Here is a 24,359-nt window from a genome sequence, read left to right on the forward strand (position 1 = left end):
GTCTGCGTATGGCCTCCCACTCCCACTCCATGGACGACGTCATCAACGAGCCTGAGCGCGTCCAGTTCGAGTACTTCCTGGACGAGCACCGGGCCGCGCTGGACGCGTGCCTGGACGGACTGACCGAGGAGCAGGCACGGCGCCGGCTGGTCCCGTCCCGCACCACCCTGCTGGGCCTGGTGAAGCATGCCACGTTCGTGGAAAAGGTCTGGTTCGATGAGGCCTTCACGGGACGCCGGCGCCGCGAGATCGGCATTCCCGCCACGCCGGACGAGTCATTCATCCTGGACGACCGCGACACCATCGGCTCAGTCCGGGAAGCCCACCGGGAAGCCTGCGCCGCTTCCCGTGCTGCGGCTGCTCCCCTGGGCCTGGATGACGTGGTGACAGGAAACCGGCGGGGGCCTGTGCCGCTGCGCTGGGTCTACCTCCATATGCTTCGCGAACTGGCCCAGCACTGCGGCCATGCGGACATCCTGCGCGAGCAGATCATGGCGGAGGCGCACGCGGGATGAACCGGCCGGTCTGTCAGCACATTCCGTTGTAGCCGCGCGGGGCCGGGCGTAAACTCAGCCCACCATCCATGGGGAGGCGAATAGCCATGAAGACCATCCGGACGCGGGCCCTCGAAGCGGAACACCAGGCCACGCTCACTCCCGGCGACGACGAACGGTTCTCCGGATACGGCGTGATGGGGCTGACGTTCAGCACCGGCCACGTCCTGGCCATGCGGCGCTTCCCCGTGACCAGCGTGGGCCCGGGCTACACCTCGGTCTGGCTGCGCAGGCCCTCCGGCTCCTGGACCATCTACGCGAATGCAGCACCGGATGTCTCCTGCGCCCGCTATTTCAGCGCCGGCCTCACCGATGCCGTCCAGTGCGACGTCGGCGTCGACTGGACCGGCGACACATCCTTCACTGTGACCATCGGCCAGGAAGTGGACCTCACCTGGGACGTGGAACTCGGATCGACGCCCATCACCGCTGCCATGAGCGCGGTGATGACGGCGCTGCCCAACAAGCTTTTGTCCAACAAGGCATTCCTGAAGTCGATGGGTTCCGCCGCAGGCCCCATGCTCAGCGCTGGACACCTCGGACTGACGGGCAGTGTTCCCAATAAACAGGGCTTCCGGGCCAAACCCCGGCGCATGTGGTTCATCTCCCGCAGCACGGCAACCCTCGGCGGTGAGGACCTCGGCACCCCGCAGCCACTCACCGTGCAGACCAGGCTGGGTGATTTCTGGATCCCCCAGCGCGGCATCTTCGTGATTGGCGCCTCGTCCTTCGACCGGTTCGATCCCGCGCAGCATCTTCCCGCCACCACCCGCCGGACCCCGTAGGCTACCTCCGCCGCCGCGGCGGCCGGTGCCGGGACCGGACGTGGATCGGCAGGAACCGCCGCGGACCCGTCATCTCGCCCCGGCTGGTCAGTGCCACGGCGGCTACCAGCAGCCACATGGTGGCCGCCTGCCCCCACGGGTAGACCTGCTGGGGAACTCCCGGTGCCAGGGGGTTGAGGATGAACTGGAATGCCGCCAGGCTGGCGTGCATCACCGCCGCCACGAACACGCTCCCCGTGTGCTCGTAGACCCAGACCATGAGCACCCGGTAGGCCGTCAGCTGGCCAACCAGGACACCGGCAACCCACAGCGGCATGAAGACCGCCAGCGGCACGCCGCCGTTCGTCCCGCCACCACCCCAGTAGTTCACGAAGAAGTGCCAGGCGCCCCACAGCACCCCCACCAGGACTCCCGTCCAGAGAACGCTGTAGCGCTGCCTGGCCCTGGGAATGGCGAACCCGGTCCACCCGATCTCCTCGAAGAGCCCGGCCACCAGCCCCAGGACCAATCCCGTGACGAGTGTTCCAACCCTGTCCGGCTCCGTGGCAATCCGCGGGGCATAATCCAGGGACGATATCCAGAGCACCAGCACGGGTGCGGCCAGCGTCACCGGAGCGGCCAGCAGGGCGAAAAGGTACCAGCGCCCCTCGACCCGCCAGATCAGCAGCCGCGCCCAAAGCTCCCGGTACCCTTCCCGTCCCGACACGATTCCTGTCAGGACCAGGCCTGCCACCGCGGGCCCCAGCAGCATGGCCGGCACGGTGGCGGGGATGGTGCGCTGGAACTGTTCGGGTGTGGGCGACAGGCCGCCGGTGACCATCCACACGGCCGCCACGATGGCTCCCCAGGACAGGAGGAAGGTCACGGCGGAGTACCACGGCAACGGGTGCCTGCGCATGGAATCCGCCAGCGCATGCATGCGTCCTCCCTTCCCTCACGCCACGAGCCGGGCCACCAGCTCGCCCCGGCTCCCGACGCCCACTTTTTCGAAGACCGATTTCAGGTGGTCGTGCACGGTATGCGGGGAGATGAACAGGTGCCCGGCGATCTCCGCGGTGGAACCGCCCGACAACACCTCCAGGCAGACGTCCCGCTCCCGTGCCGTGACGCCGTACGCCATCAGCAGCAGGCTGGCGAGTTCATGGGTGGTGGCAGGTTCCACGGTCACCACCATCTGCTCCGGGTCATCGCCGGTGATCAACCGGCTGGCCTGCAGCACCACCCAGCTGTTCCCGGCGCCGCGCATCCTCGCCCGGGCCGTCCCGGATGCTGCGGCGTGCGCCTGCGCCACCACCCCCAGGAGCGTTTGGCTGAAGCGGCCGGGCGCCGCGTCCTCCACCGCGGCCAACCAGGACGCAGCCGCGGGCGTGGCTGCACGCAGGTCCCCGTGCAGCCCGGCCAGGACAATGACGGGCCCGACGGCGGCGGGCCAGGCTGGGTGCGCCACGCGGACGGCCGCCCTGGTCGCCGCAGCCAGGGTGGCGGACACCGCGCCCAGGAATTCCACCTCCCGGTCGGTGAAGTCGCGGCCGCCTTCCCGGAAGATGCTGCCCACTCCCCAGCACGCATCGTCCACCCGGAACGCGGCACGCAGCTCATGTTCCAGGCCCAGGGGCTTGAGCAGATCGTTGATCCGGACACTGCGCACCACCTCCCGGTGCGGCGCGTCCGAAATCCTGGCGATCGGGCGGGGACGCCGCAGCAGTTCCACGAACGTGTTCGGCTCCCGGCCGGTGTACTCGGACTGGGCAAAACGCAGGAAATATTCCTCGAACTGATGGCTGGCCACGGGCCACGGCTGCCAGTTGGTGATGGAGGTCATCACCATGGAGTCGGGGTCGACGGCGGCCCAGCAGCCCTGCTCGAACGGCACCTCCCGCTGCACGATGGCCAGCGCCGCCGCGTAGAGGTCGGCCAGGTCCATCCCGCCTGCGGCCATGGCGGCGATGTCACGCCGGGCACGCTCCGCGCGCTCCTCCCACATACCTCCAGTATCGTCCCGGCGGCCAGCGCGGCAATCCCCTAATTTGGGGGTTTCCGGTGTGCCCCGAAACCCCCGGCGAGGGGATCGCAGCGGTGCATTCCGCCGTCGTAAATTCCGTTTATGACGCCGGGCACCGGGCCCGGCGCCGACACATCAATGGAGGCTGTAATGGGACAGGCACGCGACGTCATGGACCGGCTGATGGCGGCCATGGACGCAAAAGACAGGGAAACACTGGCGGGCTGCTACGCCGTGGACGCCGTGGTCCGCACCCCGGACCACGACGCGATCACCGGCCAACAAGCCATCGCGGACTATTACTCGCACTTCTGGGAAGCCATGCCTGACGTCAGGTACGAACGAACAGCCACGCACGAGGCCGGAGACGTGGCCGTCGCCGAAGGCTTTGTGGTGGGCACGAACACCGGGCAGCTGGGCCTGCCCACCGGCGGAACGCTGCCGCCCACCGGACGGCAGCTCAGGGTCAGGAGCTGCGACGTCACTGCGGTGAAGGACGGCGTGATTACCTCGCACCACGCCTACTTCGACCAGATGGAACTCCTGGGCCAGCTCGGGCTGCTGCCCGAGCCGGCCCAGGGGTAAGGGGCCACCCGCTATACGCCGGCAGCCGCGGCGACGTTCGGCGTCTCCTCCGACGCCCCGGCGAGCCGGATCCAGGTGTCCACCACGGTGTCCGGGTTCAGCGAGACGGAGTTGACGCCTTCCTTCACCAGCCACTCGGCGAAGTCCGGGTGGTCGCTGGGGCCCTGGCCGCAGATGCCCACGTACTTTCCGCGGGCGCGGCAGGCCTTGATGGCCATGCTGAGCAGCTTCTTGACGGCCGCGTCCCGCTCATCGAAGCTGTTGGCCACGATGGCCGAGTCGCGGTCCAGGCCCAGGGTCAGCTGGGTCATGTCGTTGGAGCCAATGGAGAAGCCGTCAAAGTACTCCAGGAACTCGTCGGCCAGCAGCGCGTTGGACGGCAGCTCGCACATCATGATCACTTCGAGGCCGTTTTCGCCGCGGCGCAGGCCGTTCTCAGCGAGCAGTTCGATGACGCCCTGCGCCTCGTCCAGGGTCCGCACGAACGGGATCATCAGCTTGACGTTGGTCAGGCCCATCTCGTTGCGGACAAAGGACAGGGCCTCGCACTCGAGGTCGAAGCAGTCCCGGAAAGACGGCTCCAGGTACCGGGACGCGCCGCGGAAGCCGATCATCGGGTTCTCTTCGTGCGGCTCGTAGGCCGGTCCGCCGATCAGGTTGGCGTACTCGTTCGACTTGAAGTCGGACATGCGCACGATCACCGGCTCCGGCGCGAACGCGGCGGCGATGGTGGCCACGCCTTCGGCCAGCCGCTTGATGTAGTAGTCGCGGGGGCTGTCGTAGGCGCTGATCCGCTCACGGATCTCGGCAGCCACGTCCTCCGGCTGGCTGTCCAGGTTCAGCAGGGCCTTGGGGTGGATGCCGATCTGGCGGTTGATGATGAACTCCAGCCGTGCCAGGCCCACGCCGTGGTTGGGAAGCTGGGCGAAGGTGAACGCCTGCTCCGGGGTGCCGACGTTCATCATGACCTTCACCGGCGCCTCAGGCATCTGGGTGATGCCGGTTTCCTCAACACTGAAGTCCAGCAGGCCCTGGTAGATGGTGCCGGTCTCGCCGTCGGCGCAGGAGACAGTGACCTCCTGGCCGTCGGACAGCGAGTCAGTGGCGTTGCCGGTGCCCACGACGGCGGGAATCCCCAGTTCGCGGGCGATGATGGCAGCGTGGCAGGTACGTCCGCCGCGGTTCGTGACGATGGCGGAGGCCCGCTTCATGATGGGTTCCCAGTCGGGGTCCGTCATATCAGCCACCAGGACGTCGCCGGTCTGGAAGGAGGCCATCTGGTCGATGGAGGTGAGGATCCGGACCTTGCCGGCGCCGATCCGCTGGCCGATGGCGCGGCCCTCCACCAGCACGGGCCCGCTGTCGTTCAGGCGGAACCGGCTCATGCTGCCGGGGGCACGGCGTGACTGCACGGTTTCCGGGCGTGCCTGCAGGATGTACAGGCCGCCGTCGGTCCCGTCCTTGCCCCACTCAATGTCCATGGGACGGCCGTAGTGCTTCTCGATGGCGACGGCGTGCCGTGCAAGCTGCTCCACGTCGTCGTCAGTCAGGCTGAAGCGCGCGCGCAGGGAGTCCTCGACGGGGACGAAATCGATGGTGCGGCCGATCTCGCTGCTGTTGGTGTACGTCATCTGCAAGGCCTTCTCGCCCAGGCCGCGCTTGAGGATCGCCGGGCGGCCGGCCTCCAGGGCGGGCTTGTAGACGTAGAACTCGTCCGGGTTCACGGCACCTTGCACCACGGCTTCGCCCAGCCCGTAGGAGGAGGTGACGAACACGGCGTCCTGGAAGCCAGACTCCGTGTCCATGGTGAACATGACACCGGACGCACCGACGTCGGAACGCACCATGCGCTGGATGCCGGCGGAGAGTGCCACCTCGGCGTGCTCGAACTTGTGGTGCACGCGGTAGGCGATGGCGCGGTCGTTGTAGAGCGAGGCGAAGACGTCCTTGATGGCCTGCAGGATGTTATCGATCCCGCGGACGTTCAGGAAGGTTTCCTGCTGCCCGGCGAAGGAGGCATCGGGGAGGTCCTCCGCGGTGGCGCTGGACCGGACGGCCCAGGACAGGTCGGCGGAGCCGGCGTGCTTGTCCACCAGCTGCTGGTACGCCTCGCGGACCTGCGCCTCGAAGTCCGGCAGGAAGGGGGTATCGCGGACCAGGGAGCGGATTTCCTGGCCGGCGGCGGCCAGGGCCGTCACGTCATCGGTGTCCAGCCCCACCAGCCGGTCGGCAATCTTCTGGTCCAGGCCGGAATCGGACAGGAACCTGCGGTACGCGTCCGCCGTGGTGGCGAACCCGTCCGGAACCTGGACGCCGGCAGAGGTCAGGTTCTGCACCATCTCGCCCAGGGAGGCGTTCTTGCCGCCCACCTTGTCCAGGTCCTTGAGTCCGAGTTCAGAGAACCACAGAACGTCTGTCGTCATAGTTACTGCTCCTTTGCAGAGGGTGGCGTAGGCATCGCCGGCCGCGCACGGTAGTGCCGGCCGGAAGAAAGATCCAGCTAACAGTTTCAGGTCTGCAGCGGACTTTCCACATGATGTGCGCTACGCCACGTTTGTGAAATTCCGGGCTAGTGCTTGAGGTTCATCCGCTGCAGGATGGTGGCCGCCATCTCCTCCACGGAGACGGTGGCCGAGTTCAGGTACGGAATGCGGTGCGAGACATACAGCTGTTCGGCGCTGCGCAGCTCAAAACCGCACTGCCGCAGGGACGCATACGGGGAGCTGGGCCGCCGTTCGGTGCGGATCTGGCTGAGGCGCAGCGGGTTGGAGGACAGGCCGAAACACTTCGACACGAAAGGCCGCAACGGCTTGGGCAGTCCGTCGTGCTGGAAGTCTTCATCCACCAGCGGAAAGTTTGCGGCGAAGATCCCGTGCTGCAGCGCCAGGTACATGGTGGTGGGCGTCTTGCCGCACCGGGACGGGGCCACCAGGATCACCTGGGCCTTCTCCAGCGCACGCAGGCTCTGCCCGTCGTCGTGCTCCATCGCGTACTCCACCGCGGCCATCCGGGACTGGTAGCGCGCGGCGTTCCCCAGCCCGTGCGCCCGGCCCGGTTCGCCGCTGGCCGGTGCCCCCAGCGCCTGTTCCAGGACCCCCACGTGCGTACCGATCAGGTCCACGATGACACCCTTGCAGCCGGCCAGGATCTGCCGTATCTCGCTGCTGACGGCGGTGGAAAAGACCAGCGGCTGCGGCCCACTGGCAGCCAGGCCGTCAATGGTCCGCACTACGGACCGGGCCTGTTCAGCCGTGGTGATGAAGGGGATGGTGACGCGGTCGAAGTTGTCCACGGGGAACTGCGTCAGCAGCGTATTCCCCAGGGTTTCCGCGGTGATGCCGGTGCTGTCCGACAGGAAGTAGACAGGCCGTAGAGCAGCAGTGGTCATGGGATGACTCTAGCGGGCAATGATGACGTCCAGCCTGCGCGGGCCATGGACGCCTTCCACGCGCTCAAGCTCGATGTCGCTGGTGGCACTCGGTCCGCTGATCATCGTGATGGGCCGGGTCCCGTCGATCCGGCCCAGCGCCTCGGGCAGGATCCCGGTAATATCGGCGGCCTTCACCACGCAGATATGGTGGTCCGGGACCAGGCTGATGGCGCGGCGGCCCTGGTTGGCGCTGCCGTCCAGGATGATGGTTCCCGTTTCGGCGACGGCCACGGCGCTGCCGGTCACCACGGCGTCGATGCCATCGAGCTCGGCGACGCTGAGCGGTGCCGCCGGAGAGTCGACGCGGCGGCCGGACCCGCTGCCGGTCGCTGCCAGCCACCCGGCGTCGAACCCTTCGGGCACGACGAAGCTGCGCGCCCCGTCAAGGAGCGAGGCAATCCGTGCGGGCACCTCCGTTTCCGGAACCACCGCCACCTGCGCCTTGTAGTCCACCAGCCGGTCCACCAGGAGCTCGATGAGTGCGTCCGTGTCCAGGTCTGATGCTGCCCGGTAGTCCCGCGGAATCTGCGGCGCCTGCGGGCTGTCCTGCAATGCGGCCCTGATCCGGGAGAGGATGTCGTCGCGTGCGGTCATTGCGGGGTTTCCTTTGTGTCTGGGGACGGCGTGCGGGACGGACCGGCTTCCGGTGTGCCGGGAGCGTCGCCGGCGTTCCGGTGTTCCTTGGCCCACCAGTCCCGGAATGACTGTGCCGGGGGCGCCGGGATGTCGCGGCTTTGGGTCCATCCGGCGGCGATGCCGGGCAGCTTGGTGATCTTCCTGTCCGGCCCCGCGGCGAGGCGGCCCAGCGGCAGCCCCTTCTCCACCAGGCCCAGCCGTTTGCCGGAGGACAAAGCCCAGGATGCGGCTTTCATGCCCACGTCCATCTGGCTGGGGACCTTCTTCTTGCCGCGTTTGCTGTCCACATCCACGCTGCGCAGGTGCACCAGGATGTCCGGGATGTTGATCTTGACGGGGCAGGCATCGTAGCAGGCACCGCACAGGGAGGAGGCGTACGGCAGGGAGTTGTTTTCTTCCGCCTGTATGCCGGTGAGCAGCGGGGAAAGAATCGCGCCGATGGGGCCCGGGTAGGTGGAGCCGTAGGCGTGGCCGCCCGTGCGCTCGTACACCGGGCAGACGTTCATGCAGGCGCTGCAGCGGATGCAGTGCAGGGCGGAGCGGCCCATTTCATCGGCGAGCGCGGCGCTGCGGCCGTTGTCCAGGAGCACCAGGTGCACGTTCTGCGGCCCGTCGCCCTCCGTTACTCCGGTCCACAGGGAGGTGTACGGGTTCATCCGTTCCCCGGTGGAAGAACGCGGGAGCAGCTGCATGAACACTTCCAGGTCCTGCCAGGTGGGCAGCAGTTTCTCGATGCCCATCACCGTGATCAGCGTTTCCGGAAGCGTGAGGCACATGCGGCCGTTGCCTTCGGATTCCACGACTGCCAGGGTGCCGGAATCGGCAAGGGCAAAGTTGGCCCCGGACACGGCTACCTTCGCCGTGAGGAACTTCCGGCGCAGGTGCTCGCGGGCAGCCATGGCCAGGACGGAGGGATCGTCGGTCAGCGCAGGATCGGCACCGGGCATTTCGCGGAGGAAGATGTCCCGGATTTCGGTGCGGTTCTTGTGAATGGCGGGAACCAGGATGTGGCTGGGCTTGTCGTGGTCCAGCTGGACGATGAGCTCGGCGAGGTCGGTTTCGAAGGCCCCGATGCCCTGCTCCTCGAGGTACTCGTTGAGCCCGATTTCCTGGGTGGCCATGGACTTGATCTTGACCACTTCGGTTTCGCCGGTGTCCCGGACCAGTCCGGCCACGATTTCGTTGGCTTCCCCGGCGTCGCGTGCCCAGTGGATCACGCCGCCGCGTGCGGTGAAGTTCGTTTCAAACTCCTCCAGGAGCTCGGGCAGCCTGGCCATCACCGCCTGCTTGATGGCGGACCCCGCATCACGCAGCTGTTCCCAGTCAGGCAGTTCGGAGACCACCGCCTGGCGCTTGTCGCGGATGGTGTGGGTGGCATGGCCAAGGTTGGCGCGCAACTGCGCGTTGCCCAGTTCACGGTGCGCCGCCGTGGGGAAGGACTCCCCGGCGAACAGGTTGCCCGAGCCGAAGGCGGGCAGGGAGGGCATTCCCAGGAAGGTGGTCATCGCAGGGCCTTTCCGGTGGAGACGCGGACTTCGCCGGTGACGGACGCCGGTTCTTCCAAGGTGCTGGCGAGGATTTCAGCCAGGTGGAGGGTGGTGGTGGAGCTGCCCTGGCGGGAAAGTCCGCCGCCGATGTGCATCAGGCAGGAGGCGTCCCCGCCGGTGCACAGCTCGGCCCCCGTGGACTCGATGTTGGTTGCCTTGTCCTGGAGCATGGCCGACGAAACATCGGCGTTCTTCATGGAAAACGTGCCGCCGAAGCCGCAGCACTGGTCCTGTTCGGGCAGCTCGGCAAGGTCGATTCCCTGCACGGTCCGCAGCAGGCGGGACTGCCTGTCCCCGAGCCGCAGCAGCCGCATCCCGTGGCAGCTGGGATGGTAGGTCACCCGGTGCGGGAAGTAGGAACCCAGCTGCGCCCCGGCGTCGGTCACGCCCAGCACGTCCACCAGGAGTTCGGACAGCTCGTAGGTTTTGGTGCCGACGGCGGTGGCCCGGGCTTCCAGGGCAGCGTCGCCGCAGGCGCGCGCCACCATGGGGTGCTGGTGCTTCACCGAGGCCACGCAGGACCCGGACGGGGCGACCGCGACGTCGTAGTCCGCGGTATCGAATGCGGCCACGTGGTTGGCGACCACCGGGACGGCTTCTTTGAGGTAGCCGCTGTTGACGTGCATCTGGCCGCAGCAGGCCTGGCCGGCGGGGAACACCACTTCGTGTCCCAGCCGCTCCAGGATCCTGACGGTGGCCTTCGCCGTGGCCGGGTACATCGCGTCCACGATGCAGGTGGCGAACAAGGCAATTCTCATGACGGCCTTCCGGAAGGGTGAGGGTATGGTCTGACCACAGTAGACCACGTGATGGCGGCCACTGACAACCCCACCGGCGAAGGGTGAACCGGCTCACACTTTGGCCGAAAGTGGGCTACACTTCCGTGGTCGGACCATTGTGGTCTGACCAAAGCCATCCCCATCGCCCTCATCGTGGAGGAACTTCGTGGACCACTTCACCCCCAGCACAGACCCGGTGCTGAACAGCGTTGCCTGGTCGGCCATCGTCGGCCTGCTGCCGCTGCTGACCTTCTTTGTCCTTCTCGCCGTCGTCAGGACCAAAGCCCACGTGGCCGGGGCCTTCGCCCTGCTGGTGGCCCTGGCGGTAGGCATCCTGGCTTTCAAGATGCCCGCCGGACTGGCGCTTCTGTCCGCCACCCAGGGCGGGGTCTTCGGCGCCTTCCCCGTGCTGTGGATCGTGGTCATGGCCGTCTGGCTCTACCAGGTCACGGTGCTCAGCGGCCGGTTTGAAGACCTCCGGCGGGTGTTCGACGTCATCGGCGGGGGCGACGTCCGACTGCAGGGCGTCCTGATCGCGTTCTGCTTCGGCGGGCTGCTCGAGGCCCTTGCCGGCTTTGGTGCGCCGGTGGCCATCACCGCCACCATGCTGCTGGCCCTGGGCCTGCCCCCGCTCCGCGCCGCTGCTGCCGTGCTGGTGGCAAACACCGCCCCGGTCGCCTTTGGTGCCATGGCCATCCCGATCACCACCGCTGCGGGACTCACGGGCCTGCACGCCACGGACATTGGTGCCATGGTGGGCCGCCAGGCGCCGTTGCTGGCAACCTTCGTCCCGCTGATCCTGCTCTTCATCCTGGACGGACGCAAGGGCTTGAAGGACTGCTGGCCTGCCGCGCTGGTCATCGGATTCTCCTTTGCCGCAGCGCAGTTCCTCTGCTCGAACTTCTTCTCCTACGAACTCACCGACATCATGGCCTCGCTGGTGGGCCTGGGCGCGGCTGTGCTGTTCTTCCGCTTCTGGAAGCCCCGGGGCACCACAGCAGCGCGTGACCGGCTGGGCGTCGCCGCGGAGGCCGCTGCGGCCGGCACCACGCCGGCAGGCCAGGGTCCGCGAATCGCCCGGTCCGGCAGCGTCGCCACCATAGAGGCGGCCGACGGCGAAAGCCTCACCCCGGCACGCACGTGGCTGGCACTGTTTCCCTACTTCCTGGTCATCGTGGTGTTCGGCATCGCCAAACTGTGGAAGCTCGGCGTCGACCTTCCGGCCGCCCTCGCCGCCACCGATGTCAAGGTTCCATGGCCTGTCCTGCACGACGCCCTGGTGGGCGCCGACGGCAAGCCGCTGTCCTCCACCGTCTACGTCTTCCAGTGGCTGTCCAGCCCGGGCACGCTCCTGCTGATCACGGGGTTGATCGTCGCGGCCGTCTACGCCCGCTTCGATGAGGGCGGCCGCTTCCACATGACAGTTGGCAACGCCGTGGCCGAAATCGGACGGACCATCTTCAAGATGCGCTGGGCCGGCCTGACCATCATCACGGTGCTCGCCCTGGCCTACGTCATGAACAACTCGGGCCAGACGGTCTCGATCGGTGTCTGGCTGGCCGGCACCGGAAGCTTCTTCGCGTTCCTCTCCCCGGTGCTCGGCTGGCTGGGCACGGCCGTGACAGGTTCGGACACCTCCGCGAACGCACTGTTTGCCAAGCTGCAGCAGACCGCCGGCCTGAATGCAGGCATCGACCCGAACCTGCTCGTGGCCGGCAATACGGCGGGCGGTGTGGTGGGCAAGCTCATCAGCCCGCAGAACCTCGCCATTGCCGCCACCGCCGTGAACCTTGACGGCCAGGAGTCGGTCCTTCTGCGTAAGGTAGTCGGATGGAGCGTGGGGTTGCTTCTGGTGCTGTGCACCATCGTCTACCTGCAATCCACCCCAGTCCTGGGCTGGATGCTCCCGTAGCCCTCCACCCGCGCACAACCGGGGTGCGGGCCCTCCCGGCCCGCACTCCACCACTCCAGAGGATCGCCCGTGACACCCGCCGCAGCCGGAGCAGCCCCCCGACGTCGAACCCACGATGCGCTCCTGAAAGACATTGAAGCGGACCTGCGGGCCGGCAAAATCAAGGTCGGAGACCGGCTCCCGGGCGAACGGACCCTGGCGGAAAACTATGGAATATCCAGGGCGTCCGTACGCGAGGCCATCCGTATCCTCGACGCCATGGGCGTGGTCCGCAGCTCGGTAGGCTCCGGTCCCACCTCCGGTGCCATTGTGGTCTCCGATCCGTCCGCCGGACTCTCCTCCGCCCTCCGGCTGCATGTAGCCAGCAACCGGCTGCCGGTCCAGGACATCGTCCAAACCCGTATCCTCCTGGAGACGTGGACTGCCCGCGCCGGTGCCGCGCGCGAAGGCGGCGACGCGGAGCGGAAACAGGCGGCCCAACTGCTGGAGGCCATGGACCAACCCGAGCTGGACCGGGCAACCTTCCACGAGCTGGACGCCAGGTTCCATGTGGCGCTGAGTTCGCTTGCAGGCAACGAAGTCATGGCCACCATCATGGAGTCCCTCAGCGGCTCGATCGTGGGCTACGTCAAGGGAGCCATGGACGCGATGGAGGACTGGCCGGCGGTCCTGGCAGCCCTGCGCACCCAACACCACGGAATCTTTGATGCCGTCCAGTCCCGTGACGGCGAACTCGCCGCACGCCTGCTGCGCGAACACATCGAATGGTTCTACCAGCGGGCCGGGGACGCCACCCCGCCCCACCCCATTACCTGATTTCTTGGAGCCACGCATGAGAACCACAGCCGCAGGAGCCGAATCCCCCGTCCACCTGCTGGATCCGGATACCGTCAGCACGCGGGACCTGGACCGCCATGCCATGGCACATGACGCCTCGCACTACCTCCTGGTCCCGCAAGGGGTGGCCACCCCACGCAATGCCGCCGACGTTGGCGCCCTGCTCCGGCGCAGCCGGGAGCTTGGGCTTCCCGCCACCTTTCGTTCCGGTGGCACGAGCCTGTCCGGTCAGGCCCTGAGTGACAGCCTGCTGATCAACACCCGCCAGCATTTCCGCGGCGTTGAGGTGCTCGACGGCGGCGCCCGGGTCCGTGTCCAGCCCGGCGCCACGGTGCGCAGCGTCAACGCCAGGCTTGCCCCCTTTGGACGCAAGCTCGGCCCGGATCCCGCCAGCGAAATCGCCTGCACCGTGTGCGGTGTCATCGCCAACAACTCCTCAGGAATGGCGTGCGGCACTGAGCTCAACACCTACCGGACGCTGGAATCAATGGTGCTGGTGCTGCCCTCGGGCACGGTCATCGACACCGCCGACGCCGACGCAGACCGGCGGCTGCGCGAGCTGGAACCGGAACTCCACGAGGGGCTCCTGAAGCTGCGCCGGCGGGTGGTGGGAAACGACCAGTCCGTCCGCATCATCCGTTCACTGTTCTCGATGAAGAACACCATGGGCTACGGCGTGAACTCCTTCCTGGATTACGAACGCCCCGTGGACATCCTGATGCACCTGATGATCGGCAGCGAGGGAACCCTCGGCTTCGTGGCGGAGGCTGTCTTCCGCACCGTCGAGGTCAAACCTGCCGTTGCCACCGGTCTGCTGGTCTTCAACACCCTCGACGCGGCGATGGGAGTCCTGCCGGACCTGGTGTCCACCGGCCTTGCCACCATTGAACTCATGGACGCGGCAGCGTTGAAGGTGGCCCAGGCCGCCGCCGACGCCCCCGCCGCGATCCGTACCCTGCCGGTCCAAGGACACGCCGCGCTGCTGGTGGAACACCAGGGCTCGGACGCCGCCGAACTGTCCGGCAAGCGCGCAGGCTCGCAGCAGCTGTTCGACTCGCTGGACCTTGCAACACCCTTCGCGCTGACCTCCGACCCGAAAGACCGGGCTGCCCTGTGGCACGTCCGCAAGGGCCTGTACACGGCCGTGGCAGGCGCCCGCCCCTCCGGAACCAACGCACTGCTGGAGGACATCGTTGTCCCGGTTCCCGCCCTTGCCGGCACCTGCGGCGAACTGACACGGCTCTTCCACGAGCACCACTACAAGGAATCGGTGATCTTCGGGCACGCCAAAGACGGAAACGTCCACTTCATGCTCAACGAGCGCTTCGACGATCCGGACCAACTGCTGCGCTATCAGGCCTTCACCGACGAGATGGTGGACCTGGTCCTCGGCGCGGGCGGTTCACTCAAGGCCGAGCACGGGACAGGCCGCATCATGGCCCCCTTCGTCCGCCGCCAGTATGGCGACGAGCTCTACGCAGTCATGCAGGAGATCAAGCGGCTGATCGACCCGGCCAACCTCCTGAACCCGGGTGTGCTGCTCGCCGACGACCCCCTCTCCTACATCGAAAACCTCAAGGTGGCTCCCACCGTCGAGGAGGAGGTGGACCGCTGTGTCGAGTGCGGGTACTGCGAACCGGTGTGCCCCAGCAAGGACATCACGCTTACTCCGCGCCAACGCATCGTGCTTCGGCGCGACATTGCTGCCGCTGAGCAGCGCGGCGACCACGCCCTCGCCGGCAGCCTGCGCAAGGACTATGACTACGACGGCATGCAGACCTGCGCTGCGGACGGCATGTGCGTCACCGCCTGCCCGGTGCTGATCAACACCGGGGACCTGGTCCGTCGGCTGCGCAAGGAAAATGCGAACACCGTCGCCGCGGCCGGCTGGAACAAGGCCGCCGAAAACTGGGGCGCCGTGACCGCCGGCGGCGGCCTGGCCCTGACTGTAGCCAAGGCCATGCCGGCGCCGCTGCCAAAGGCCGCGACCGCCGTCGGCCGTGCGCTGTTGGGACCGGAGGCGGTGCCCGCCTACGCCGACGTGCTGCCCGGCGGCGGTTCCAGGCGCCGGGAACGCCGGGACCCAGGCAGCGTGGCGGTGTTCTTCCCGGCCTGCATCGGCACCATGTTCGGCCCCGCGGAGGGACCGGAAGGCAAGGGAAAGGGCTCAGCCCAGGCATTCCTGGACCTCTGCGAACGTGCCGGAGTGGGCATAACCGTCCCCGAAGGCATCCAGAGCCTGTGCTGCGGCACGCCGTGGAAATCCAAGGGCTTCTCCCAGGGCTACGACGCCATGACCGCCAAGGTCCTGGACCAGCTGTACGAGGCCAGCGGCCGCGGCAGGCTGCCCGTGGTGTGCGATGCCGCTTCCTGCACGGAAGGCCTGGAGACCATGAAGCGTCTTGCCGGCGCGGACGGGGAACGGTATGCCGGACTGCGCTTCGTTGACTCGGTGGAGTTCGTCCACCAGCACGTCCTGGGCCAGCTCACGGTAACCGCTCCCCTGGGTTCTATGGCCCTGCACCCCACGTGCTCATCCACCCAGCTGGGAACCAACCCCGCGCTGCTCGACATCGCCGGGGCCGTCACGGATGACGTGTTCGTGCCGGTCAACTGGGGGTGCTGCGCGTTCGCCGGCGACCGGGGCCTGCTCCACCCTGAACTCACCGACTCCGCCACCAACCGGCAGGCCGGCGAGATCAACGAGCGGGAGTTCGATGCCTATGCCTCCACCAACCGCACCTGCGAGCTGGGGATGTCCAAGGCGACCGGCCACTCCTACCGCCACCTGCTGGAAATCCTCGAGGAGGCCACCCGGCCCTGAGGCATCCCGCTAGACTGGCCGGGCAAGGACGGATTGGGGGATCCAGGGCGGCGCAGCCGCTTGTTCCGCTGGTCGGTCGCAGCCAGCGGACCCAAGGACCATCATGACCTTCTTCCAGGACTTTCCCGTCCCTCCCCTGCCGCCCCGGCCGCGGTCAACCAGGCACGTCCCGCCCCCTTGGGTGGCTGCACCCGCCTACGAACTGCCTGCCGTTGTCCATCTGGGCACGTTCGTGAGCCGGACACCGGGAATGGTGGTGGCGGTCAAAGGCGCCGAAGTCTTCTCTACCGGGTGCCTGTTCAGTCTGTCCTGGCTCTTCCGCCGGACCGATCAATCCGATAGGGACTGGGACGATTTGCAGCCGCTGTTCTTCCAGCCCGGCAGGGGCTTTCGCGGGCGCAGCGAGCGGCAGACCGGGCTGATGTTCGGCGTCGAATTTCCTGACGGTTCAAAAGCGAGCACCGGCAGCCAAATTCCCTACGGGCTGATGGAACCGGGCACCAACCCGGAGCCTCCGGTCCTCGCCCTGAACGGCGGCGGTGGCGGCGGGGGCGATGAGGAGTTCTCCGGCAGCGGCACCCTTTGGCTGTGGCCGCTGCCCCCAGCCGGGGATCTCCGGCTGGTTTGCCAATGGACCGACTTCGGCCTGGAGGAAACGTCGTTGATGCTCGACGGCGGGGCCCTGCGTCAGGCAGCGGCTTCCGTTCAGCCGTACTGGCCGGAGGAGGAAAACAATGGGTGACTTTACCGGGCTGGTCCTGTTTGTCCTCGTGGGAGCCGTCTTCTTCTACATCCTGTACGGCGTGATCCGCGCGGGGGTCCGGGACGGCATCCTCCAAGCGGACGGGCGGCGCGCCGCGCGCTCCGAACAGCTGAATTAGGCCTCCACTGCGGTGACGATGCTTCCGTACCCCTGCAGGAACATCCGCCGGCCCTGGCCTTCGTCCGTCCATACCCAGATAACGGAATAGTCGGAGGTCACGGCGTCCACCACCCCGGTGCCGGAGATGGTTCCCTCGGCGAAGCGGACCCTGTCCCCCACGGCGATCCGGGGATGCCTGGTCCGCTTCCTCCTGGGCTTGAGGGCGGTTTGCCCTGCCGTTGCAGGGTCTGGCGTGCAGGTGCTGGCGTGCTGGCGCATGGGATTCCTCTGGGCTCGCGGGCGGACGGTCAGCTCATTACGACCCTGCCCGCTGCTCCCAGGTCACGCACTGGGCGTGGTGGGAAAAGACTAACGCGGCGGCGCCCATATGGGCACCGCCGCGTCCTTTCACACCGAGTGTGACTGGTTCATCAGGTCACCTGCTGGATGGTCAGTCCAGCGCCGCCACGGAGCCCAGCGCATCCCAGGCGAAGCTGGCCAGCCAGTGCGTGGACATGAAGTCGCCGCTCTCCAGCCCGCGGAGGCCGGCCTTCAACAGCGGGTCCAGGGCCTCGTTGAGCACAGCTGCCGAGGCGCACGCCCCGGACGTGGAGGATTCCCGGAGCGTGGCGATGATCCGGGCCACCTGCCCGGCGCGGGTCAGGTTGAGCCCGTGGAGGTGCACCAGGTAGCCGTCGGTCTCGTCCGTGACGCTGACAGGCTGCAGGATCCGCGACTCAGCGGAGAGGCCTGGGAGGAACGCCGCGAACCAGGCGGAGAACTCGTCGGCGGTCAGGACGCGGCGCATCAGGTCCGCCTCGCTCAGCCCGGCGGAGAGGAAGTCCTGGCCGCTGAGCTCCCAGTCGCCCGGCCAGCCACGGTCGTTCCCGAACCAGGTGCGGGCCGCTTCCTCGCACGCCGCGGCAGCATCAGCCCGGCCCAGCGACCGGAAGGCATCCAGCATGTAGCCGACGCCGAACGCGGCGTTGGTGTGCAGCCCGTGCCGCACCGGGTACTGGGCCTTGGCCATCCACGCCACGCTGAGCTCCGCCACGGCGTCCACCAGCGGCTCCAGGGCGGTGCCCCATTCCCGGAGCTGCGCATCGGAGGACGCGGAACATGTGGCGGCCAGCCGCATCAGCCACGCCCACCCGTAGGGCCGCTCCCAGGACGGGTTGGCCACCAGGTAGTCCCGTTCCACCGCCAGCTTGGCCTGCGTCAGGTTGGCGCCCAGGGCCGCCCGGAGCGACGCTTCGGTGGAGCTGTCCACCCAGGCCGCCGTGCCGCCGTCGGACGCTCCCGCCGGGGCAGCCCCGGCAGAAGGTGACCCGGGGGTGCCGCCCAGCAGGCTGGCCCCCAGCCAGTGCATGTGCACGCAGGAGTGCCAGTCGAAGGAGGTGTAGAAGGCGGGGTGAATCTGCTCCGGGGTGGGCCGGTCGTCGGCGGACACCTGGGTGTGGTGGGCCGAGTGCGGGAAGGGCTCGGAAAGGTTGCCCAGCACCACGGCCGCGTAATCCGGTGCCGCCTGTGCGCGAAGATCGTTGTCCATGGTGCTCCTTTGCGAAGGGGTTTAGTGGAAGGCCAGGAAGTACATCAGTGCGATGTTGACCGCCAGCAGCGGGATGGCCGTGCCCACCTGCGCCGTGATGACGCCGTACTTGTTCTTCATTTCCAGCAGCGCGGAGGGCACCAGGTTGAAGTTGGCGGCCATGGGGGTGCAGAGCGTGCCGCAGAAGCCGGCGAGCATGCCGATCGCGAAGATGATGGCGGGGTCGCCGTGGAAGGTCTGCACCAGCACGGGCCAGCCGATGGCGGCGGTCATGATGGGGAAGGCGGCGAAGCCGTTGCCCATGAGCACGGTGAAGAGGAACATGCCGATGCAGTAGACCAGCACGCCTGCGATCAGCGAGCCCTTGGGCAGCAGCCCGGAGGCCAGGGTGCCCACGGCGGTTCCCACGCCGGCCTTGGTGAAGAGGATGCCCAGCGTGGTGAGCATCTGCGGCAGCAGCGCGGCCCAGCCGATGGATTCGAGGATGCGGCGGCTTTCGAAAATGGGTGTGGCCGGGTTCTTGGGCTTGAGGATCAGGAGGGCGACGACGACGGCGGCCACGGCGCCGATGGCCAGGGCTACCAGCGTGGTGTTCTTGGGGTCCAGCAGCGGGGCGCCGCCGATGTTCAGAACTGGCGCCGCAAGGACCAGGATGACAGTGACCAGGGGCAGCGTCAGGGCCGGGATGAAGAGCTTGTTGCCGAAGCGCTTCGCGAAGGCCTCGCGCTGCGGGCCGGTGGAGGTGCGGTGCTTGCCGTGGCCCAGCAGGCCGGTGGAGGCCAGGACAACCAGGATCAGGACCGCGATGCCCAGGATCCAGCCGGGCGCGGTGCCGGCCTGGACCCAGGTGCTGTAGAAGAAGCACAGGCCCAGCAGGCCCCAGAAGGCGGAGCTGCCCCAGCGGCGGGGGTGGTTGGCATCGGCGGCAATCAGCGATGCCCAGGCGACGAACAGAATGCCGATCAGCCAGTAGACGGCTTCAACGTTGATCATTTGGCTTCTCCTGCGGTTTCCTTCTGGGCGGTGAGCTCGTATTCGCGGTATTCCTTGTCCAGTTGCTTGTCCAGGCGCAGGAGCCGGAAGCCGTGGATGAGGAAGGCTGCGATGGCGGTGGGGATGGCCCAGAGGGCCAGCTGGAGCGGTTCCAGGTGGAGGTGGTACGTGGTGTCCACGAACGTGGTGATCAGCAGGATGGAGCCCACGGCCACGAAGACGTCCTCGCCGAAGAACACGCCCACGTTGTCAGCGCCGGCGGAGTGGCCCTTGATCTTCTCGCTGATCTTTTCCGGAACGTGCCCGTAGCGGCGCAGCGCGGCGCCCTCGGCCATGGGGAACACCAGCGGGCGGACGGTCTGGGCGTGGCCGCCGATGCTGTTCAGGCCCACGGCGGCGGTGATCTGGCGGACGGCCAGGTAGCCGATCAGGACGCGGCCCGCCGTCAGCTTGGCCAGGCGGCCGATGAGGACCTTGGCCTGCTCCTGCAGTCCGAAGTACTCGATGATGCCCACCACCGGCAGCACCGCCACGAAAATGGTGACCGAACGGCTGCTGGCGAAGCCGGTGCCGAACGAGTCGAGGATCTGTGCGGGGTTCATCCCGCCCAGCAGTGCGGTGACGATGCCGGCGACGGTGACGACAATCAGGGGGTTCAGGCGGATGGCGAAGCCAACGATCACCAGCAGCACCCCGATGAGTACAAGCATGATTATCCCTTCCCAGGGGACCCGTGACGGGTCTGCGAAAGTGGGGGCCGGCGCGTCCGTGCCCGGTTGCGTGGTTGGGCGGCGCCGAGGGGCGGGAGCCCCGGTTACGTCAGAGCTGCAGGATGTAGTGAGCTGCAGAACAACGGTGTGATCCACAGCATACCGTTTTGTTCAACAATCCTGCAACCCCTCCCCGGTAAGGGCCTGGGTCAGCGTTCGACGGCGGCGAGCAGCTGCGCTTCGGCTCGGTCCAGGTAGGTGGACAGGAAGTCCGCTGCCGCGGCCCGGTCGCCGGCTTCCATGAGCTCCACGATCCTGGCGTTGTCCTCCACGTACGGCTCGTGGAATGCGGGGTTGGCGGCCATGGAATGGAACACCAGGCGCATTTCGGCCAGGACCTGGTCCATGAGGCTGTTGAGCCGTTCGCTGCCGGCGCGGTTAACGAGGGCGCGGTGGAAGTGCTGGTTGGCGCCGGCCATGCCGGGGATATCCCCTTCCGCGGCGGCGGCCCTGGCGGCCTTGATGATGGCCGGCAGCGGCTCGATGGAGGTCTCGCCGGACCACAGCACCGCCGCAGGTTCCAGGAAGCGGCGGACGCGGTAGATTTCGCGGATGTCGTCCGCCGTGGGGTGGGCCACGAAAACGCCCCGGTTGGGAATGCGGGTGACGATGTGCTCGGCGTGGAGCGCGGTAAATGCTTCCCGCAGGGTGTTGCGGGACACGCCAAGGGCCTCGCGGAGGGCTTCCTCCGCGAGCTTGGAGCCGGGCTTCAGCTTGCCGGCCTCGATGCGGCTGCGGAGCTGGGCGGCCACCCAGAGGCCCGTTTCGGCGTGCTTTGTGGTCCTGGCCTGGGCCTGGAGATCGGCCAGCACCTCGTCAAACGTCATGGGACCACGATATCGGCCCAGGCCTGTGCCGGCGCGCCGGCGTCCCCGCTCACCCGATGCTGGTGAGCACCTGGCCTGGCGCCACGGGGTCCCCCGCCGCTGCGAACTGCTTGCCCAGCGTGCCGGCGCGGTGGGCGGCGACGGCGGTCTCCATCTTCATGGCTTCGAGCACCAGGACCGTTTCCCCTTCCTCGACCGAGGCTCCGGGCTGGGCCAGCCACTTGACCACGGTGCCGGCCATGGTGGCCAGCAGGTCGCCGTCGTTCTGTTCCGCTTCTTCCTCGGCCTTCTGCTGCGGGGCGTCCGCACCCCGGCGGCCGCCGCCGTCGAGCAGTGAATCCAGCAGCGCCTTGGGCAGCCCCAGTTCCATGCGCTTGCCGTCCACCTCGATGCCGATGGTGCGGCGGGGCTCCTCCGGGGCGGCGGGACTGAAGGCAGGGTCCGCCTCCAAAGCCGTGGCGAATTCGCTTTCGATCCAGGTGGTGTAGATGTCCAGCCCGCCGGTGCGGGTGAAATCAGGGGCCTCCACCACGGCCCGGTGGAACGGCAGCACGGTGGCCAGGCCGCCGATGCGGAACTCGCGCAGGGCGCGGCGGGCGCGGCGCAGGGCCTGCTGCCGGTCCGCGCCGGTGACCACCAGCTTGGCGAGCAGGGAGTCGAACTGCCCGGGCACCACGGACCCGGCGCGGACTCCGGCGTCCACGCGGATGCCGGGCCCGGTGGGCACTTCGAACTCCGTGACGGCGCCCGGGGACGGCAGGAAGCCGCGGCCCGGATCCTCGGCATTGATCCGGAACTCGAACGCGTGGCCGCGCGGTTCCGGGTCCTCCCGGATGGGCAGTTCCTCCCCCGCCGCGATGGCCAGCTGGGCTGCCACCAGGTCCACGCCCGAGGTCTCCTCCGTGATGGGGTGCTCCACCTGCAGCCGGGTGTTCACCTCCAGGAAGCTCAGGAAACCGCTGCCGTCCAGCAGGTACTCCACCGTGCCGGCGCCCACGTAGCCGGCTTCGCGGCAGATGGCCTTGGCCGAGGCGTGGATGGCCGCCCGCTGGTCGGGGGTGAGGAACGGTGCGGGGGCCTCCTCCACGAGTTTCTGGTGGCGTCGCTGCAGCGAGCAGTCTCGGGTGCCCACCACCACCACGTTGCCGTGGGTATCAGCGATGACCTGTGCCTCCACGTGGCGGGGGCGGTCCAGGAATTTCTCCACGTAGCACTCGCTGCGGCCAAAGGCTGCAAGGGACTCGCGGACCGCCGAGTCGAAGCTTTCCTCGATATCGGCCAGGTTCCGGACGACTTTGAGGCCGCGTCCGCCGCCGCCGAAGGCAGCCTTGATGGCCACGGGGAGGCCCACCTGCTCGGCGAAGGCACGGACCTCGTCGGCGCTGTCCACGGGCCCGTCACTGCCGGGTGCCAGCGGGGCGCCGGCCCGGACGGCCACCTCGCGGGCGCTGACCTTGTCGCCCAGCAGGCGGATGGTGTCCGGGGAGGGGCCGATCCAGGTCAGGCCGGCGTTCAGCACGGCCCGGGCAAAGCCTGCGTTCTCGGACAGGAAGCCGTAGCCGGGGTGGACGGCGTCGGCGCCGCTCTTGGCCGCAATGGCCAGGATCTTGTCGATGTCCAGGTAGGTTTCCTGGGGCCTGGATCCGGCCAGCGAGTATGCCTCAGTGGCTGCTGAGACGTGCAGTGCGTCGGCGTCGGGGTCGGCGTAGACGGCCACGCTTTCCAGGCCTGCATCGTCGCAGGCATGGGCGATCCGGACGGCGATCTCGCCGCGGTTGGCTATGAGGACTTTACGCATGGGGGCTTTCCTTAGCTGTTTCGGGCAGTTCTGCCGGGGGTGCTGCAGCGGTGAACCGCACGGCGGCGCCCGGGGGAAGTTGGGCCGCTTTGTCCAGGTCCGCGTGGACGACGACGGCGATCACCGGGTATCCGCCCGTCACCGGGTGGTCGGAGAGGAAGAGGACAGGCTGGCCTTCCGGCGGCACCTGGATGGCGCCCCGGACCGTTCCTTCGCTGGCCAGTTCACCGTCGCGGCTCCGAGTGAGGGCGTTGCCGTTGAGGCGCAGTCCGATCCGGTTGGACTGCGGCGTGACGGTCCAGTCCTGTTCCAGGAAGTCCTGCAGGGTTTGGGCACTGAACCAGTCCTGCCGGGGTCCGGGCACCACGCGGAGCACGGTTGGCGCGGACTGGTCCGGAAGGGGTGACGACTCGGGGTGGCCCACGATGCTGCCCGGCTTCGGTGCGAGCACGGGAAGGATGGTTCCAGCCTGGAGCGGTTCGGGCCCGATCCCGGACATGGTGTCTGTGGACCGGCTCCCCAGCGCGTCGGGGCCGCCGATCCCGCCGCGGACGCCGAGGTAGGAGCGGAGCCCTGCCGTGGGGTTTCCCACCGTCAGCCTCTCGCCCGCCAGCAGCGCGAAGGGGGCGCCGCACCCGGGGTGCCGGGCCGCCGTCGTACCTGCTGCCGCGTCTTCCGGCGGCGTGATCCCAAGTGGAACCTCTGCGCCGGTGACGGCCAGGACCTGGTCCGAGAGGGCCTCGAGTTCCAGGCCGCCGAAGAGGAGTTCGATGCCGGCCGCGTCCTCGGCGTTGCCCACCATGCGGTTGGCGCGGCGGAGGGCCGCCCGGTCCATGGCGCCGGCGCTGCTGACGCCGAGGGAGGCGTAGCCCGGGCGGCCCAGGTCCTGGATGGTGGCCTGGAGTCCCGGCTTCCGGACGGCAAGCCCTGCGGTGGCGGGGTCTGTTGCCGCGGTGCTGGCCGCGTCCGGCCCGCGCTGTTCGGTCACAGCGTGGTCGGCCACGGTGGCCTGCGCCCGCACCGCGTTGAAGCGGACCGTGTCGCCGGGCCGGATCAGGGCCGGGTTTTCGCGGTCCAGGTCCCACATGGCTGCTTCGGTCCGGCCGATCAGCTGCCAGCCGCCGGGCGACTGCCGGGGGTAGACCGCCGAGTACGCGCCGCCCAGTGCCACGGCACCGGCGGGCACAGCCGTCCTCGGTGAGTGGCGCCGCGGCACTTCCAGGCGGGAATCTTCGCCCGTGAGGTAGGCGAAGCCGGGGGCGAAGCCGGCAAAGGCGGCGGTCCAGAGCTGGCCTGTGTGGGCGGCAACGACTCCCTGGCGGTCCAGCCCGGTGAGCTTCGCGACCTCGTCCAGGTCCTCGCCGTCGTACACCACGTCGATGGTGACCAGCGTGCTCTCGGTGCCGGCCGGGGCTTCCAGGTCGATGCTGCGCACGTGAGTGGCCAGGGCCCGTGCCGCGTGGGGCGAGTCCGTGGTGATGAGGACGGTCCGGGCTGCGGCAATGACGTCAACCTGCCCCGGCTGGGGGTGTGCGGTGAGTTGCGCCTGGAGACTGAGGACGGAGTCCAGGGTGGGGAGCTCCACCAAAATGGCGCAGTCTCCGGCGGCCCGGACACCGGTCAGTGCGGCGTGTGGCGGCTTCTGTGCCTGCTGCTGTTTGGTGGGCAT

At 68.1% G+C, this 24,359-nt stretch carries 22 protein-coding genes; 8 read left to right on the forward strand and 14 right to left on the reverse strand.

Going from position 1 to position 24,359, the window contains the following annotated elements; all coding sequences use genetic code 11:
* Window positions 1-8: 8 nt before the first annotated feature.
* Window positions 9-515 (forward strand): DinB family protein, encoded by a 507-nt coding sequence (locus BACI349Y_RS14610; protein WP_159632730.1) that lies wholly within the window; start codon window positions 9-11, stop codon window positions 513-515.
* Window positions 516-601: 86 nt separating this feature from the next.
* Window positions 602-1,339 carry a hypothetical protein gene (locus BACI349Y_RS14615; protein ID WP_159632731.1) on the forward strand — a complete coding sequence of 246 codons (738 nt, stop codon included), beginning with the start codon at window positions 602-604 and terminating at the stop codon, window positions 1,337-1,339.
* A 1-nt stretch (window position 1,340) separates the two neighbouring features.
* Here the strand turns inward: BACI349Y_RS14615 and BACI349Y_RS14620 are convergent, their stop codons facing one another.
* Complete coding sequence (locus BACI349Y_RS14620; RefSeq protein ID WP_159632732.1) at window positions 1,341-2,258, reverse strand: CPBP family intramembrane glutamic endopeptidase; 918 nt, start codon at window positions 2,256-2,258, stop codon at window positions 1,341-1,343.
* A gap of 15 nt (window positions 2,259-2,273) precedes the next feature.
* Window positions 2,274-3,323 carry a helix-turn-helix transcriptional regulator gene (locus tag BACI349Y_RS14625; protein ID WP_159632733.1) on the reverse strand — a complete coding sequence of 350 codons (1,050 nt, stop codon included), beginning with the start codon at window positions 3,321-3,323 and terminating at the stop codon, window positions 2,274-2,276.
* 168 nt (window positions 3,324-3,491) lie between these two features.
* On the opposite strand from BACI349Y_RS14625, the gene BACI349Y_RS14630 reads away from it, so the two are divergent.
* Window positions 3,492-3,926, forward strand: coding sequence for a nuclear transport factor 2 family protein (locus BACI349Y_RS14630; protein ID WP_159632734.1), 435 nt, complete (start codon window positions 3,492-3,494; stop codon window positions 3,924-3,926).
* An 11-nt stretch (window positions 3,927-3,937) separates the two neighbouring features.
* Here BACI349Y_RS14630 and ppsA read toward each other — a convergent pair whose 3' ends face one another.
* The 5 genes from ppsA to BACI349Y_RS14655 all read right to left on the reverse strand — a co-directional run bounded on the left by ppsA (window position 3,938) and on the right by BACI349Y_RS14655 (window position 10,297).
* Window positions 3,938-6,349, reverse strand: coding sequence for a phosphoenolpyruvate synthase (gene ppsA, locus BACI349Y_RS14635; RefSeq protein WP_159632735.1), 2,412 nt, complete (start codon window positions 6,347-6,349; stop codon window positions 3,938-3,940).
* A gap of 146 nt (window positions 6,350-6,495) precedes the next feature.
* A complete protein-coding gene (locus tag BACI349Y_RS14640; RefSeq protein WP_159632736.1) occupies window positions 6,496-7,314 on the reverse strand; it encodes a pyruvate, water dikinase regulatory protein in 819 nt (272 codons plus the stop codon).
* A 9-nt stretch (window positions 7,315-7,323) separates the two neighbouring features.
* Entirely contained in the window at window positions 7,324-7,950 is a 627-nt protein-coding gene (locus tag BACI349Y_RS14645; protein WP_159632737.1) for a LutC/YkgG family protein, read from the reverse strand.
* Window positions 7,947-9,497: a LutB/LldF family L-lactate oxidation iron-sulfur protein gene (locus BACI349Y_RS14650; protein ID WP_159632738.1), complete on the reverse strand. Its 1,551-nt coding sequence runs from the start codon at window positions 9,495-9,497 to the stop codon at window positions 7,947-7,949. Before BACI349Y_RS14650 ends, BACI349Y_RS14645 begins: the two co-directional genes overlap by 4 nt.
* Window positions 9,494-10,297, reverse strand: a complete 804-nt coding sequence (locus BACI349Y_RS14655) for a (Fe-S)-binding protein (protein WP_159632739.1) — start codon at window positions 10,295-10,297, stop codon at window positions 9,494-9,496. Before BACI349Y_RS14655 ends, BACI349Y_RS14650 begins: the two co-directional genes overlap by 4 nt.
* A 187-nt stretch (window positions 10,298-10,484) precedes the next feature.
* Here BACI349Y_RS14655 and BACI349Y_RS14660 point away from each other — a divergent pair, with 187 nt between their 5' ends.
* From BACI349Y_RS14660 to BACI349Y_RS14680, 5 genes are all read left to right on the forward strand, one after another.
* Window positions 10,485-12,230 (forward strand): L-lactate permease, encoded by a 1,746-nt coding sequence (locus tag BACI349Y_RS14660; protein ID WP_159632740.1) that lies wholly within the window; start codon window positions 10,485-10,487, stop codon window positions 12,228-12,230.
* A gap of 69 nt (window positions 12,231-12,299) precedes the next feature.
* Window positions 12,300-13,046, forward strand: a complete 747-nt coding sequence (locus tag BACI349Y_RS14665; protein ID WP_159632741.1) for a FadR/GntR family transcriptional regulator — start codon at window positions 12,300-12,302, stop codon at window positions 13,044-13,046.
* Window positions 13,047-13,062: 16 nt separating this feature from the next.
* Window positions 13,063-15,891, forward strand: a complete 2,829-nt coding sequence (locus BACI349Y_RS14670) for an FAD-binding and (Fe-S)-binding domain-containing protein (RefSeq protein WP_159632742.1) — start codon at window positions 13,063-13,065, stop codon at window positions 15,889-15,891.
* 181 nt (window positions 15,892-16,072) lie between these two features.
* Window positions 16,073-16,633 (forward strand): hypothetical protein, encoded by a 561-nt coding sequence (locus BACI349Y_RS14675; RefSeq protein WP_224025244.1) that lies wholly within the window; start codon window positions 16,073-16,075, stop codon window positions 16,631-16,633.
* Window positions 16,626-16,772 carry a hypothetical protein gene (locus BACI349Y_RS14680; protein ID WP_201302453.1) on the forward strand — a complete coding sequence of 49 codons (147 nt, stop codon included), beginning with the start codon at window positions 16,626-16,628 and terminating at the stop codon, window positions 16,770-16,772. Before BACI349Y_RS14675 ends, BACI349Y_RS14680 begins: the two co-directional genes overlap by 8 nt.
* Here BACI349Y_RS14680 and BACI349Y_RS14685 read toward each other — a convergent pair.
* The 7 genes from BACI349Y_RS14685 to BACI349Y_RS14715 form a co-directional block, all read right to left on the reverse strand.
* Window positions 16,769-17,032 carry a hypothetical protein gene (locus BACI349Y_RS14685; RefSeq protein ID WP_159632743.1) on the reverse strand — a complete coding sequence of 88 codons (264 nt, stop codon included), beginning with the start codon at window positions 17,030-17,032 and terminating at the stop codon, window positions 16,769-16,771. The genes BACI349Y_RS14680 and BACI349Y_RS14685 overlap by 4 nt on opposite strands.
* Before the next feature lie 172 nt (window positions 17,033-17,204).
* Window positions 17,205-18,302 carry a DUF2891 family protein gene (locus tag BACI349Y_RS14690; protein ID WP_159632744.1) on the reverse strand — a complete coding sequence of 366 codons (1,098 nt, stop codon included), beginning with the start codon at window positions 18,300-18,302 and terminating at the stop codon, window positions 17,205-17,207.
* 21 nt (window positions 18,303-18,323) lie between these two features.
* A complete protein-coding gene (locus BACI349Y_RS14695) occupies window positions 18,324-19,295 on the reverse strand; it encodes a DUF979 domain-containing protein (RefSeq protein WP_159632745.1) in 972 nt (323 codons plus the stop codon).
* The gene (locus BACI349Y_RS14700; protein WP_159632746.1) at window positions 19,292-20,005 is read right to left on the reverse strand and encodes a DUF969 domain-containing protein; all 714 of its coding nucleotides are present in this window, start codon (window positions 20,003-20,005) and stop codon (window positions 19,292-19,294) included. The genes BACI349Y_RS14695 and BACI349Y_RS14700 overlap by 4 nt, the downstream gene beginning before the upstream one ends.
* Before the next feature lie 209 nt (window positions 20,006-20,214).
* Entirely contained in the window at window positions 20,215-20,892 is a 678-nt protein-coding gene (locus BACI349Y_RS14705; RefSeq protein ID WP_159632747.1) for a GntR family transcriptional regulator, read from the reverse strand.
* A 49-nt stretch (window positions 20,893-20,941) separates the two neighbouring features.
* A complete protein-coding gene (locus BACI349Y_RS14710; RefSeq protein ID WP_159632748.1) occupies window positions 20,942-22,690 on the reverse strand; it encodes an acetyl/propionyl/methylcrotonyl-CoA carboxylase subunit alpha in 1,749 nt (582 codons plus the stop codon).
* Window positions 22,683-24,359: a 5-oxoprolinase/urea amidolyase family protein gene (locus tag BACI349Y_RS14715; protein ID WP_159632749.1), complete on the reverse strand. Its 1,677-nt coding sequence runs from the start codon at window positions 24,357-24,359 to the stop codon at window positions 22,683-22,685. The genes BACI349Y_RS14710 and BACI349Y_RS14715 overlap by 8 nt, the downstream gene beginning before the upstream one ends.

The organism is Arthrobacter sp. 8AJ, from assembly GCF_902506025.1.
Taxonomy (GTDB): Bacteria; Actinomycetota; Actinomycetes; order Actinomycetales; family Micrococcaceae; genus Arthrobacter.

Coding starts and splice junctions, on each gene's coding strand:
- BACI349Y_RS14615 (WP_159632731.1), top strand. CDS start 602: ATGAAGACCATCCGGACGCGGGCCCTCGAAGCGGAACACCAGGCCACG.
- BACI349Y_RS14630 (WP_159632734.1), top strand. CDS start 3,492: ATGGGACAGGCACGCGACGTCATGGACCGGCTGATGGCGGCCATGGAC.
- BACI349Y_RS14700 (WP_159632746.1), bottom strand. CDS start 20,005: ATGCTTGTACTCATCGGGGTGCTGCTGGTGATCGTTGGCTTCGCCATC.
- BACI349Y_RS14670 (WP_159632742.1), top strand. CDS start 13,063: ATGAGAACCACAGCCGCAGGAGCCGAATCCCCCGTCCACCTGCTGGAT.
- BACI349Y_RS14685 (WP_159632743.1), bottom strand. CDS start 17,032: ATGCGCCAGCACGCCAGCACCTGCACGCCAGACCCTGCAACGGCAGGG.
- BACI349Y_RS14625 (WP_159632733.1), bottom strand. CDS start 3,323: ATGTGGGAGGAGCGCGCGGAGCGTGCCCGGCGTGACATCGCCGCCATG.
- BACI349Y_RS14690 (WP_159632744.1), bottom strand. CDS start 18,302: ATGGACAACGATCTTCGCGCACAGGCGGCACCGGATTACGCGGCCGTG.
- BACI349Y_RS14640 (WP_159632736.1), bottom strand. CDS start 7,314: ATGACCACTGCTGCTCTACGGCCTGTCTACTTCCTGTCGGACAGCACC.
- BACI349Y_RS14680 (WP_201302453.1), top strand. CDS start 16,626: ATGGGTGACTTTACCGGGCTGGTCCTGTTTGTCCTCGTGGGAGCCGTC.
- BACI349Y_RS14715 (WP_159632749.1), bottom strand. CDS start 24,359: ATGCCCACCAAACAGCAGCAGGCACAGAAGCCGCCACACGCCGCACTG.
- BACI349Y_RS14695 (WP_159632745.1), bottom strand. CDS start 19,295: ATGATCAACGTTGAAGCCGTCTACTGGCTGATCGGCATTCTGTTCGTC.
- BACI349Y_RS14655 (WP_159632739.1), bottom strand. CDS start 10,297: ATGAGAATTGCCTTGTTCGCCACCTGCATCGTGGACGCGATGTACCCG.
- BACI349Y_RS14705 (WP_159632747.1), bottom strand. CDS start 20,892: ATGACGTTTGACGAGGTGCTGGCCGATCTCCAGGCCCAGGCCAGGACC.
- BACI349Y_RS14645 (WP_159632737.1), bottom strand. CDS start 7,950: ATGACCGCACGCGACGACATCCTCTCCCGGATCAGGGCCGCATTGCAG.
- BACI349Y_RS14710 (WP_159632748.1), bottom strand. CDS start 22,690: ATGCGTAAAGTCCTCATAGCCAACCGCGGCGAGATCGCCGTCCGGATC.
- ppsA (WP_159632735.1), bottom strand. CDS start 6,349: ATGACGACAGACGTTCTGTGGTTCTCTGAACTCGGACTCAAGGACCTG.
- BACI349Y_RS14620 (WP_159632732.1), bottom strand. CDS start 2,258: ATGCATGCGCTGGCGGATTCCATGCGCAGGCACCCGTTGCCGTGGTAC.
- BACI349Y_RS14610 (WP_159632730.1), top strand. CDS start 9: ATGGCCTCCCACTCCCACTCCATGGACGACGTCATCAACGAGCCTGAG.
- BACI349Y_RS14650 (WP_159632738.1), bottom strand. CDS start 9,497: ATGACCACCTTCCTGGGAATGCCCTCCCTGCCCGCCTTCGGCTCGGGC.